Here is a 12,704-nt window from a genome sequence, read left to right as displayed (position 1 = left end):
GAACCACGAAAAGCGCGAAACCGCTATCGCATCTTTATCGCATCCTTACCGCACGCGCATGCCGGGCTTCGCGCCGCTATGCGGCTCGAGGATGTAAAGCCCCGGCTCGGCCTTCTCGTCGGCGGACGAAGCCGCGAGCACCATGCCTTCCGAAAGCCCGAACTTCATCTTGCGCGGCGCGAGGTTCGCGACCATCACCGTGAGCTTGCCCTTGAGGTCTTCCGGCTGGTACGCCGAGCGGATGCCCGAGAACACGTTGCGCGTCTTGCCTTCGCCCACGTCGAGCGTGAGCTGCAGCAGCTTGTCCGAGCCTTCCACCACATTGCAGTCGACGATCAGCGCCACGCGCAGGTCGATCTTCGCGAAGTCGTCGATCGAAATGGTGTCTGGCGTTTCGCTTTCCGTGGATGCCTTCTTCGCTTCCTTGGCCTTCTTGCCGGCATCGGCCGAAGCGGCAGGGGCCTCGGTGGCCTGCAGCGAATTGCGGTTGGCCGCGAGCAGCGCGTCGATCTGCTTCGGATCGACGCGCGTCATCAGGTGCTTGTACGCGTTGATCGGCTGTGCCGACATGAGCGGCTTCGCGGCGTCCGCCCACGTGAGCGGCGCGATCGAGAGGAAGCTTTCCACGTTTTCGGCGAGGGTCGGCAGCACGGGCTTGAGCGCGAGCGACAGCAGGCGGAACGCTTCGAGGCTCACGCTGCAGGTTTCGTGCAGCGCCACGGCGTTGGCCGGATCCTTCGCCTGCTCCCACGGCTTGGCCGTATCGACGTAGCCGTTCACCGCGTCGGCAAGCTCCATCGTGTGACGCAGCGCACGGCCGTATTCGCGCGCCTCGTAGTGCGCGGCGATCTGCGGGATCGCTTCGCGCAGCTGCACGAGGAGCGGATGCTGCATGGCGCTGTCCTGCACGCGGCCCTCGAAGCGCTTGATGAGGAAGCCCGCCGCGCGGCTCGCGATGTTGATGTACTTGCCGACGAGGTCGCTGTTCACGCGGGCCTGGAAGTCCTCGAGATTCAGGTCGAGGTCTTCCATCGTGCTGTTGAGCTTCGCGGCGAAGTAGTAGCGCAGCCATTCGGGGTTCAGGCCCGTCGTGATGTAGCTCTCGGCCGTGATGAAGGTGCCGCGCGACTTCGACATCTTCGCGCCGTCCACCGTGAGGAAGCCGTGCGCGAATACGTTGGTCGGCGTGCGATGGCCCGAGAACTGCAGCATGGCCGGCCAGAACAGCGTGTGGAAGTACAGGATGTCCTTGCCGATGAAGTGGTACTGCTCGGTCTTCGAGCCGGGCTTGACCCACGCGCCGAAGTCGATGCCGCGCTTTTCGCACAGGTTCTTGAAGCTCGCGTAATAGCCGACCGGCGCGTCGAGCCACACGTAGAAGTACTTGCCGGGCGCGCCCGGAATCTCGAAGCCGAAGTACGGCGCGTCGCGCGAGATGTCCCAGTCGGCGAGCTTCGATTCGCCCGCATCGCCCAGCCATTCGCGCATCTTGTTCGTGGCTTCGGGCTGCGCCAGGCCGCTCACCCAGCCGCGCAGGAAGTCTTCGCAGCGCGGGTCGGAGAGGCGGAAGAAGTAGTGCGTTGAGGTCTTGCGCACGGGCGTCGCGCCCGAGACCACCGAGTACGGATTCTTCAGGTCGGTGGGCGCATAGGTCGAGCCGCACACTTCGCAGCTGTCGCCGTACTGGTCCTTCGCGCCGCACTTCGGGCACTCGCCCTTGATGAAGCGGTCCGGCAGGAACATGTTCTTGACCGGATCGTAGGCCTGCTCGATGTCGCGCGTTTCGATGAAACCCGCTTCCTTGAGCGCCAGATAGACGGATTCGGAGAGCACGCGGTTCTCTTCGGAATCGGTCGAGTAGTAGTTGTCGAACGAAACGCCGAAGCTGTCGAAGTCGCGCTTGTGCTCCTGCCACACGCGCGCGATCAGCTGCTGCGGCGTGAGACCTTCCGTTTCGGCGCGCAGCATGACCGGCGTGCCGTGCGTGTCGTCGGCACCGACGTAATAGATCTCGTGGCCGTGCATTCGCAGCGTGCGAACCCAGATGTCCGTCTGGATGTACTCGACCAGATGGCCGATGTGGATTTGCCCGTTGGCATAGGGCAGGGCAGACGTGACGAGAATCTGGCGGCGGCCGCTGGGTGTGGCAGGCGCGCCGGCGGCACTGAGGTCGGTGGCGGGTGCTGACATATTGGGGAAGTTCCGGTGTTGCGGGAGGTGGAAAGCGCGATTTTAGCAGGGCGGGCCGTATAGACGGGCGGGGCGGGAAGCGGCGCACGGAGGCGGGGTGGCACACGGGCTGCATGCCGTGTCGCGATTTCGACCCCAGATGCTGGCAGTGTGCCGGCTCGGCCGGTCTATGCTGCAATGCACAATATGCGGGCAAAAAGCGGACAAAAAGCGGGCAAAAAAAACCGGGGCGGAATGGCCCCGGAGCAACAACGACAAGAGGAGAATGGACGCGGCGGCAACGTCAGCCGCGTACCGTAAAGAGAGACAGCGGGGTTCGGGCAGAGTTCGAAAAAATTTTCGATTAAAAATCCTCGGCTCTTTGCCGCAAGCCCGCCTGCCCTTAGCCCCCCTGGTGTTGCGCCGTCGCGCGCAGATACATTTCCACGCGGCGGTTCGCGGCACGGCCGGCCTCGGTGCTGTTGTCCGCGATCGGCTGGGTGTCGCCGCGGCCCTCGGCCGACATGCGCTGCATCTGGATGCCGCGCCCTGCGAGGTAGTTCACCACGCTCTGCGCGCGGTTGACCGAGAGGGTCTGGTTATATGCGGGCTGGCCCGTGCTGTCGGTATGGCCCACCACCTGGACCACCACTTCCGGATTCTGCTGCAGCGTCTGCGCGACCTGGTCGAGCACCGGCGCGAACGACGGCTTGATCGCGTAGCTGTTCGTGTCGAAAGTCACGTTGCTCGGGATGTTGAGCTTGAGCGAGCCGTCCGGCTGCTCGGTGATCTGCGTGCCCGTGCCCTTGGTCGCGCCCGTGAGCTTGTTGTGGATCGCGGTCCAGTTGTAGCCGGCCACCCCGCCCACCAGCGCGCCCGCGCCGGCGCCGATCGCCGCGCCCTTGCCGCCGCCGAAGATCGCGCCGATCGCCGCGCCCGTGCCGGCGCCGATGCCGGTGCCGACGGCCGTGTTGGTGCCCTGCTGCGTGGCGCAGCCGGCGACGAGCGCGCCGGCCACGGCGAAGACGGACAGGCGGGTCATGATTCTTGTGTTCATTTTCTTTCCTTTTTGGAATGGAACAGGATGGCTGCCGCGCGCCGCCCACAGCCCCCGACAGCGGTCAGGGTCTTCGGGCGGCCCACGGCGTCAGCTACTACAATGACGGCTTGAAGGCTGGTATTGCGAGCTTTGTCCACCGAATGGGCGACGCCAGCGGGCGATAACAATAGCTGTTGCCGCGAAGCGTGCCTCGCCGCCGTGAAATCCGCAATCCAGCTTAACAATTTCTTTCTTTTTCCGGCGCCAGAGCGATCATCGGATTCGCGCCCGGCGCCGGGGTTCCCCACGGAGTATCAATGAGCATAGATCGGGCTTTGGTCGACGCCGCGCTGGCGGCCCTCACGGATCCGAACACGGGCCGGCCGTATGCGGCAGGCAAGGGCGTGCGCAACGTGGCGGTCGAGGGCCATGCCGTGAGCGTCGAGATCGTGCTCGGCTATCCGGCGAAGAGCCAGTTCGAGGCGGTCCGCGCCCAGGTCGAAGCGGCGCTCGCCGCGGTGTCGGGCGTGCGGACGAGCCGTGTCGCGGTGAAGAGCGAGATCGTTTCTCATACCGTTCAGCGCGGCGTGAAGCTGCTGCCGAACGTGAAGAACATCGTCGCCGTCGCTTCGGGCAAGGGCGGCGTCGGCAAGAGCACGACGGCCGTGAACCTCGCGCTCGCGCTCGCGGCCGAAGGCGCCGCGGTGGGCGTGCTCGACGCGGATATCTACGGCCCCTCGCTGCCGATGATGCTCGGCATAGCGGGCCGGCCGGAGTCGCCCGACGGCCAGTCGATGAATCCGCTCGAAGGCCACGGCCTGCAGGCGAACTCGATCGGCTTTCTCGTCGAGCAGGACAATCCGATGGTCTGGCGCGGCCCGATGGCCACCTCCGCGCTCGAACAGCTGCTGCGGCAGACGAACTGGCGCGAGCTCGACTATCTCGTGGTCGACATGCCGCCCGGCACCGGTGACATCCAGCTCACGCTCGCGCAGCGCGTGCCGGTGACGGGCGCCGTGATCGTCACGACGCCGCAGGACATCGCGCTCATCGACGCGAAGAAGGGCCTCAAGATGTTCGAGAAGGTGGGCATTCCGATCCTCGGCATCGTCGAGAACATGGCCGTGCACGTCTGCTCGAACTGCGGCCATGCCGAGCACATTTTCGGCGCGGGTGGCGGCGAGCGCATGGCGCAGGAGTACGGCGTGGAAGTGCTCGGCAGTCTGCCGCTCGACATCGCGATCCGCGAGCAGGCCGACTCGGGCCGCCCCACCGTGGCCGCCGATCCTTCAGGCCGCGTGGCGGAAATCTACCGCGCGATTGCGCGGCGCGTCGCGATCCAGATCGCCGAACGCGCGCGCGACATGACCTCGAAGTTTCCCGGCATCGTCGTGCAAAACACCTGAGCGCCGCACCGGCCGGGCCCGCGCGGCGCGGCTCGCATGGTGCGGCCCCGCACGCGCGCAGACGTCCGGGTGCGCGGTATCATGTGGGCTTCGTCGGGTCCGGTTCGATGGCTGCAGGGGCAGCACGCGGCCCTAGAGGATCGCATGGGTAAAGGGAACGAGACGCAAGCAAGGTATGGCTACGTCGTGCTGGCAGTTGCCGGGTGCATGCTGCTCGGCGGCTGCACGGGTTTCATGGGGCAGCAGGACAAGCGCGCCGCCGCGCAGTTGCTGCCCACCATGGGCAATCAGGTGCGCGGCTCCGTGTCGTTCATCGAGCGGGCGGACGGCGTTCAGGTCTCCTACAACCTGATGGGTCTGCCGCCCGATAGCGATCACGCATTGCAGGTTCACGAGCGCGGCGACTGCAACGCCGCCGATGCCTCGAGCGCCGGCGTCGTCTTCGCGCCGGCCGCCGACCGGCTCAAAGCCGGGGCACGCGTGGAAGGCGATCTTGGCAACATCCATGCCGATTCGAACGGCGTCGCCACCGGCTTCATCGTCGCGCCCGACGTGTCGCTCGACGGCGTGCGATCGGTGGTGCAGCGCGCCGTGCTTCTCCATCGCGACGCCATCGACCCCTATGCCTACCCGCAGCGCGGCACCGGCCCGGCGCTCGCGTGCGGCGTGATCCACTCCCAGTGACGAAGCGCGCACGCGTTTTCTGCGTGCGTTCGGGCGAATTTCTTGCATATCGCTTTCACGGTGCGCGGCGCGGGATCCCGCCGGTTGCGCCGGTAACACCGCCTGGCTTATGCCTCACAGGCGCCTCGCACGCGCTTTCCGGCACGTCGATCCACATCGCGTAAAATAAGCGCCTTTCGCAGGTGGCGGCGCTCTGCACCTGCAGGCACCCGCGGGCTCCGCCTGCTCCCGGGCGTATTTCCCGCCCCTTTCGTCATACACCTGGCACGCAGCGACTTATATGGCAATCAAATCCGACAAGTGGATCCGGCGCATGGCCGAAGAGCACAAGATGATCGAGCCGTTCGTGCGCGACCAGATCCGCACGTCGGAGGATGGCCGCAAGATCGTGAGCTACGGCACTTCGAGCTACGGCTACGACATCCGCTGCGCCGACGAATTCAAGATCTTCACGAACATCAACTCGACCATCGTCGACCCGAAAAACTTCGACGAAAAGTCGTTCGTGGACTTCAAGGGCGACGTCTGCATCATCCCGCCGAACTCGTTCGCGCTCGCGCGCACGGTGGAGTACTTCCGCATTCCGCGCACGGTGCTGACGGTGTGCCTCGGCAAGTCCACCTATGCGCGCTGCGGGATCATCGTGAACGTCACGCCGTTCGAGCCGGAATGGGAAGGGTACGTCACGCTCGAATTCTCAAATACGACACCTTTGCCTGCGAAAATCTACGCGAACGAGGGCGTCGCGCAGGTGCTCTTCTTCGAAAGCGACGAGGTCTGCGAAGTGTCTTACGCGGACCGCGGCGGCAAGTACCAGGGGCAGCACGGCGTCACGCTGCCGAAGACCTGATCCGGCTTCCCGGCGGCGCGGGCTTACAAAGCTCACCGCCCCATTCGACTACGGGGACCGCTGCGCAACACATGCAGCGGTCGTTTCTTTTGGAGATTCGCCCATGAAGTTTCGCTTTCCCGTCGTCATCATCGACGAAGATTTTCGCTCCGAGAACATCTCGGGTTCCGGCATCCGGGCGCTCGCCGAAGCCATCGAGAAGGAGGGCGCGGAGGTTCTCGGGCTGACGAGCTACGGCGACCTCACGTCGTTCGCGCAGCAGTCGAGCCGCGCCGCATGCTTCATTCTCTCGATCGACGACGACGAACTGCTGACGTACGTCGAAGGCAGCGACGAGGAAGCGCCGGAGCACGCGCCCGCGATCATCGCGCTGCGCGCGTTCATGGAGGCGGTGCGCAAGCGCAACGCGGACATCCCCATCTTCCTGTACGGCGAAACGCGCACCTCGCGGCACCTGCCCAACGACATCCTGCGCGAGCTGCACGGCTTCATCCACATGTTCGAGGACACGCCGGAGTTCGTGGCGCGCCACGTGATTCGCGAAGCGCGCGTATACCTCGACGCGCTCGCGCCGCCGTTCTTCAAGGAACTGGTGCAGTACGCGGACGAAGGCTCGTACTCGTGGCACTGCCCGGGTCACTCGGGCGGCGTGGCGTTCCTGAAGAACCCGCTCGGCCAGATGTTCCACCAGTTCTTCGGCGAGAACATGCTGCGCGCCGACGTTTGCAACGCGGTCGAGGAACTCGGCCAGCTTCTGGACCACACCGGCCCGGTCGCGGCTTCGGAGCGCAACGCGGCGCGCATCTTCAGCGCCGACCACGTGTTCTTCGTGACCAACGGCACGTCCACCTCGAACAAGATCGTCTGGCACGCAACGGTCGCGCCGGGCGACATCGTGCTGGTGGACCGCAACTGCCACAAGTCGATCCTGCATTCGATCATGATGACGGGCGCGATTCCCGTGTTCCTCACGCCCACGCGCAACAACTTCGGCATCATCGGCCCGATTTCGCGCGACGAGTTCAAGCTGGAGAACATCCGCAAGAAGATCGAGGCCAACCCGTTCGCGCGCGAGGCGCTCGCGAAGAACCCGAACGCGAAGCCGCGCATCCTCACGATCACGCAGAGCACCTACGACGGCGTGATCTACAACGTCGAGATGATCAAGGACCTGCTGGGCGACCTGCTCGACACGCTGCACTTCGACGAAGCCTGGCTGCCGCACGCCGAGTTCCACGAGTTCTACCAGGACATGCACGCCATTGGCGCGGGCCGTCCGCGCACGGGCGCGCTCGTGTTCGCCACGCACTCCACGCACAAGCTGCTCGCCGGCATCTCGCAGGCTTCGCAGATCGTCGTGCAGGACTCGGAGAACAGCACGTTCGACCGCCATCGCTTCAATGAAGCCTATTTGATGCACACGTCCACGAGCCCGCAGTACGCGATCATCGCGTCGTGCGACGTGGCCGCCGCGATGATGGAAGCGCCGGGCGGCACGGCGCTCGTGGAAGAGTCGATCGCGGAAGCGCTCGATTTCCGCCGCGCCATGCGCAAGGTCGACGCCGAATACGGCGACGACTGGTTCTTCCAGGTCTGGGGCCCGGACGAACTGGCCGAAGAAGGCATCGGCTCGCGCGAGGACTGGATGCTGCGCCCGAATGACCACTGGCATGGTTTCGGCGCGCTGGCGGAAGGCTTCAACATGCTCGACCCGATCAAGGCGACCATCGTCACGCCGGGTCTGGACGTGGACGGCGATTTCGGCGAGACCGGCATTCCGGCCGCGATCGTGACGAAGTACCTGGCCGAGCACGGCATCATCGTGGAAAAGACGGGGCTCTACTCGTTCTTCATCATGTTCACGATCGGCATCACGAAGGGCCGCTGGAACTCGATGGTGACCGAACTCCAGCAGTTCAAGGACGACTACGACAACAACCAGCCGCTCTGGCGCGTGCTGCCCAAGTTCGTGGCCCAGCATCCGATGTACGAGCGCATTGGCCTGCGCGACCTGTGCCAGCAGATCCACAGCGTCTATCGCGCCAACGACATCGCGCGCCTCACGACCGAGATGTATCTCTCGGACATGGAGCCGGCCATGAAGCCGTCCGACGCGTTCGCGAAGCTCGCGCACCGCGAGGTGGACCGCGTGGCTATCGACGAGCTCGAAGGCCGCGTTACGTCGATCCTGCTCACGCCGTACCCGCCGGGCATTCCGCTGCTGATTCCGGGCGAGCGCTTCAACAAGACGATCGTGAACTACCTGAAGTTCGCGCGCGAATTCAACGAGCGCTTCCCGGGCTTCCACACGGACATCCACGGGCTGGTGGGCGAGATGATCAACGGACGCATCGAGTACTTCGTCGATTGCGTGCGCGACTGAGCCCGATGAAGAGCGGTAACACGATGCGCGTTCGGCCGCGTCGGCCACATTGGCCACATGGGTTATGGGGCGCGGCGTCGCTGCTGGCGGCGTGGCTCCTGCTGGCGGGGCCGGCGCATGCGGAAGTGGCGGCGGCCGATCCGATCGATGCCGGGATGCGCGCGTGTCTTGCGCGCGCGGACCGTTCGTCGACGGCCGGGCAGGTGCAGTGCATGGACGACGCGCGCACTGCCTGGCACAGCGCGGCCGACAACGCGCTCAACGCATTGATCGCGAAGGTGCCGCCTGCGCAGCAAAAAGGCTGGCAACTGAGCCAGCAGCGCTGGGCGACGTGGCGCGACGCCGAGGACACGATGCTCGCGGCCGCGTTCGCGACCACGAGCGGTTCGTCCTATCAGCTCTACGAAGCGGATATGCGCCTGCAGCCCGTGCGCGACCGCGCGCTCTCGCTGCGGCGTGAAGCCGCGGCCGCCGGGCCGCAGGACGCGCCGGGCAAATGGGTGTGCTCGGCGGATGCGCACTGCGAGCACGTCAGCTACGACCTCAATCGCTATTACCGCAAGCTCTATGCGCGCATGCCGGCGCATGCGCATCCTGTCCTCGCGCGCGCGCAGGCCGCATGGCGCGCGTACCGCGACGCTACGATGCCGCTCATTGACGAGCACGCGCAGCTCGATCTGCTGGGGGCGCGCCTTGCCACGCTCAAGCGGCTCTCGGAGACGGTGAACAACCGCTGATGCCCGACCGAGGCCCGCGTCAGTCGACGATGAAATCCTCGGGCAGGCGCGTGGGCAGCGTCGTCGGCTCGCCGAGCAGGTCGTGCAGCGCGGCCTCGATATAGACGGACATCGCCGTGAGCGCGAGGTCGTTGTCCTCGGTGCCGAACGGATCCTCGATTTGCGAGGCGATGGCCTCGTGCGCCATGAAGGTGTACGCAACGAACACCGCGAAGATCGGCGTAAGCGCGCCGATGCTGTCCACGAGGCCGAACGGCAGCAGCGCGCAGAAAAAGTACACCGTGCGGTGGATCATCACCGTGTAGGCGAACGGCAGCGGCGTCGAGGCAATGCGCTCGCAGCCGCCAATCACATCCGAAAGCCCATTCAGATTGCGCTCGAACGCGAGCACCGCGAAGCCGTCGAGGCGGCCTTCGCGCGCCTCGTTGCGCACCCATTCCGAGGCGCAAAGGAGCAGCGTCATGGGCCTGAAGCGCGAGGCCAGCACGCGTGCGAGCAGCGCGGGCGGGAGCCGCTGCGCGAGGTCCGTTTGCGGGTCGGTGTGGCGTAGTTGATGGCGCAGCGCGTGCGGCAGCGCGCAGAGGATCGCGACGAGCTCGCGGACGCGGGCGGTGCCGTCGTCGTCACCATTCTCGCTATTATTCGGCAGGGTCAGCGCTTCGCGCGTGAGCGAGCGCGTTTCGTTGAGCAGTTGCCCCCAGAGCTTGCGCCCTTCCCAGTAGCGGTCGTAGCTCGCGTTGTTGCGAAAGCCGAGGAACACCGCGAGCGCGATGCCGATCAGCGAGAACGGCACCGTGCTCAGATTGACGGTGACCTTGAGAATGTGATCGTGCGACGCCACGGCGACGAACGACAGGCACAGCACGATAAAGAGCCGCGGCAGCAGTTGCGGCAGCACGGAGCCGCGCCACGCGAGCAGCATCCAGAACCAGTTGAGGCGAGGGCGGACGATCATCGGCGAACGAGGGACGGGGCGGGGCGTGGGGCGCATAAAGCGCGCCCCGCAACGTTGATGGAGTTACCTGAGCGCGGTGCGTGCTGCCGCAATGGCCGCACGCACCTGTTCGGGCGCCGTGCCGCCCGCATGGTTGCGCGCCGAGACCGAGCCCTCGAGCGTCAGCACTTCGAACACGTCCTCGCCCAGCAGATGCGAGACCGCCGGCAGCTCGCGGCGCATGTCGTCGAGCGTGAGGTCGGCGAGGTCGCAGTTGCGGTCCACGCAGATGCGCACGGCGTGCGCCACGGCTTCGTGCGCGTCGCGGAACGGCAGGCCCTTCTTCACGAGGTAGTCGGCCAGGTCCGTGGCCGTGGAGAAGCCTTGCAGCGCCGCGGCGCGCATGGCTTGCTCCTTGACCGTGATGCCCGCGACCATCTCCGCGAAAATGCGCAGCGTGTCGGCCACCGTGTCGACCGTGTCGAACAGCGGCTCCTTGTCTTCCTGGTTGTCCTTGTTGTACGCGAGCGGCTGGCCCTTCATCAGCGTGAGCAGGCCCATCAGATGGCCGTTCACGCGGCCGGTCTTGCCGCGCGCCAGTTCGGGCACGTCCGGGTTCTTCTTCTGCGGCATGATCGACGAGCCCGTGCAGAAGCGGTCGGCCAGGTCGATGAAGCCCACGCGCGGGCTCATCCACAGCACGAGCTCTTCCGAGAAGCGCGAAACGTGCGTCATGACGAGCGCCGCGGCGGCCGTGAATTCGATCGCGAAGTCGCGGTCGGAAACGGCGTCGAGCGAGTTCGCGCAGATGCCGTCGAAGCCCAGCGTCTTCGCGACCGCATGACGGTCGATGGGGTAGCTCGTTCCCGCGAGCGCCGCTGCGCCCAGCGGCAGGCGGTTCACGCGCTTGCGGCAGTCGGCCATGCGCTCGGCGTCGCGCGTGAACATTTCCACGTAGGCGAGCAGGTGATGGCCGAACGTGACGGGCTGCGCCACCTGCAGGTGGGTGAAGCCCGGCATGATCGTGCCGGCGTGCTGGTCGGCGAGGTCGAGCAGCGCGCGGCGCAGGTCGCCGAGCAGGCCGCCGATGCGGTCGATCTCGCCGCGCAGCCACAGGCGGATGTCGGTCGCGACCTGGTCGTTGCGCGAGCGGCCCGTGTGCAGGCGCTTGCCCGCGTCGCCGATCAGGGCGGTGAGGCGCGCCTCGATGTTCAGATGCACGTCTTCGAGGTCGAGCTGCCATTCGAACTCGCCGCGCTCGATCTCGCCCTTGATCTGCGCCATGCCTTGCTGGATGGCCGCGAGGTCGTCGGCGGAGATGATCTTCTGCGCGGCCAGCATCGACGCATGCGCGAGCGAGCCCTCGATGTCCACGAGCCCGAGGCGTTTGTCGAAGAAGACCGACGACGTGTAGCGTTTGACCAGCTCCGACATGGGTTCGGAGAAGCGAGCCGACCAGGCTTCGCCTTTTTTGTGCAGTTGGGACGTCATGGTGATGGGCGCAAACGACGTGAGAAGGAGGTGGGAAGGCTGCCCGCGCGGCGGCCGCCTCGCGTGAAGGCGGCGCGTGACGCGAAAGAGCCTGATTTTACCATCGACGGACACGGCGGCCCCCGCCGCCGGGCCGCTCAGAGCCGCACCAGCACCACCAGCTTCAGGTCTTCGCGGTGCGCGGGCTTGAACGTGATCTGGTCGTAGGCGATGCGGCCGTGCCGCGGGTGATTGAACTCGCGCCGGCCGCCCTCGCGCTCGAACACGTCCTGCGAGGCCCAGAAGCGCGCGAACGCGTCGCTCGACGCCGTCAGCGAATCGATCAGCGCGCGCGTGGGCGCGTCGTTCAGGTGGCGGATCGAGTCGGCGCGGAACTCGGCGGCCAGGCGCCGCGCGCGCGTTTCCCAGTCGACGATCAGCTCGCGCCCGAGCGGCTCCGTGAACGTGAAACGCAGCAGGTTGCGGTCGTGCGCGCCGTCCAGCCAGCCCGTGAACAGGTCCGTCGCGCGCGCGTTCCAGGCGAGCGCCGTCCACTGGCGGTCGAGCACGTAGGCGGGCGCATTCACGAGCTGCACCGTTTGCAGCAGCGTGGCGGGGGCGTCGGCGGCGCCCGCCACGTCGGGCTCGGCGGGGTCGCGCTGGGCGGCCAGCTCGAACAGATAGGCGCGTTCGGCGCGCGAGAGCTGGAGCGCGACGGCGATGCGCGCGAGCGCGTCCGCCGAGGCCGAAACGGGCCGGCCCTGCTCGATCCACGTGTACCAGGTCGGGCTCACGCCGCAGAGCTGGGCGACCTCCTCGCGCCGCAGGCCGGGCGTGCGGCGGCGCGGGCCGGGCGGCAGGCCCACGGCCTGCGGGGAAAGCCGCTCGCGATGGGCGCGGATGAAGTCGCCCAGCGCCTGCGCGGGCGTGGTGTCGAGAATGCGGACGGAGCCGGAGTCGGGGGTGTCTGCGGGTGTGTCGGGCTTCATGAGCGTGGGACGGGTGCTGGTGATACCAGAATATCTGCTTAAC

Annotated in this window: 10 protein-coding genes; 5 read left to right on the top strand and 5 right to left on the bottom strand. The window is 66.4% G+C overall.

Annotated elements, in window-relative coordinates:
- Positions 1 to 45: 45 nt before the first annotated feature.
- Together metG and BAC01S_RS15630 are read right to left on the bottom strand one after the other, a co-directional pair.
- On the bottom strand, positions 46 to 2,190 hold the full coding sequence (metG, locus tag BAC01S_RS15635) for a methionine--tRNA ligase (RefSeq protein ID WP_027795619.1): 2,145 nt from the start codon (positions 2,188 to 2,190) through the stop codon (positions 46 to 48).
- Between the two features lie 382 nt (positions 2,191 to 2,572).
- Complete coding sequence (locus tag BAC01S_RS15630) at positions 2,573 to 3,226, bottom strand: OmpA family protein (RefSeq protein ID WP_027795618.1); 654 nt, start codon at positions 3,224 to 3,226, stop codon at positions 2,573 to 2,575.
- A 299-nt stretch (positions 3,227 to 3,525) separates the two neighbouring features.
- On the opposite strand from BAC01S_RS15630, the gene apbC reads away from it, so the two are divergent.
- The 5 genes from apbC (at position 3,526) to BAC01S_RS15605 (ending at position 9,268) form a co-directional block, all read left to right on the top strand.
- Positions 3,526 to 4,614, top strand: a complete 1,089-nt coding sequence (gene apbC / locus BAC01S_RS15625; protein ID WP_027795617.1) for an iron-sulfur cluster carrier protein ApbC — start codon at positions 3,526 to 3,528, stop codon at positions 4,612 to 4,614.
- Positions 4,615 to 4,758: 144 nt separating this feature from the next.
- The gene (locus BAC01S_RS15620; protein WP_027795616.1) at positions 4,759 to 5,298 is read left to right on the top strand and encodes a superoxide dismutase family protein; all 540 of its coding nucleotides are present in this window, start codon (positions 4,759 to 4,761) and stop codon (positions 5,296 to 5,298) included.
- A gap of 280 nt (positions 5,299 to 5,578) precedes the next feature.
- Positions 5,579 to 6,148, top strand: coding sequence for a dCTP deaminase (gene dcd / locus BAC01S_RS15615; protein ID WP_027795615.1), 570 nt, complete (start codon positions 5,579 to 5,581; stop codon positions 6,146 to 6,148).
- A 103-nt stretch (positions 6,149 to 6,251) separates the two neighbouring features.
- Positions 6,252 to 8,531 carry an arginine/lysine/ornithine decarboxylase gene (locus BAC01S_RS15610; protein ID WP_027795614.1) on the top strand — a complete coding sequence of 760 codons (2,280 nt, stop codon included), beginning with the start codon at positions 6,252 to 6,254 and terminating at the stop codon, positions 8,529 to 8,531.
- A 5-nt stretch (positions 8,532 to 8,536) separates the two neighbouring features.
- Positions 8,537 to 9,268: a lysozyme inhibitor LprI family protein gene (locus BAC01S_RS15605; RefSeq protein ID WP_245616594.1), complete on the top strand. Its 732-nt coding sequence runs from the start codon at positions 8,537 to 8,539 to the stop codon at positions 9,266 to 9,268.
- Positions 9,269 to 9,287: 19 nt separating this feature from the next.
- Here BAC01S_RS15605 and BAC01S_RS15600 read toward each other — a convergent pair whose 3' ends face one another.
- The 3 genes from BAC01S_RS15600 to BAC01S_RS15590 all read right to left on the bottom strand — a co-directional run bounded on the left by BAC01S_RS15600 (position 9,288) and on the right by BAC01S_RS15590 (position 12,661).
- Positions 9,288 to 10,223, bottom strand: coding sequence for a bestrophin family protein (locus tag BAC01S_RS15600; protein ID WP_027795612.1), 936 nt, complete (start codon positions 10,221 to 10,223; stop codon positions 9,288 to 9,290).
- A gap of 63 nt (positions 10,224 to 10,286) precedes the next feature.
- Positions 10,287 to 11,693, bottom strand: coding sequence for an argininosuccinate lyase (argH, locus tag BAC01S_RS15595; protein ID WP_027795611.1), 1,407 nt, complete (start codon positions 11,691 to 11,693; stop codon positions 10,287 to 10,289).
- Between the two features lie 137 nt (positions 11,694 to 11,830).
- A complete protein-coding gene (locus tag BAC01S_RS15590; RefSeq protein WP_043202400.1) occupies positions 11,831 to 12,661 on the bottom strand; it encodes a helix-turn-helix transcriptional regulator in 831 nt (276 codons plus the stop codon).
- Positions 12,662 to 12,704 lie beyond the last annotated feature (43 nt).

The organism is Paraburkholderia acidipaludis NBRC 101816, from assembly GCF_000684975.1.
Classification (GTDB): Bacteria; Pseudomonadota; Gammaproteobacteria; order Burkholderiales; family Burkholderiaceae; genus Paraburkholderia; species Paraburkholderia acidipaludis.
The sequence above is the reverse complement of the archived record's forward strand: the minus strand, read 5'-3'. Positions and strand labels throughout refer to the sequence as shown.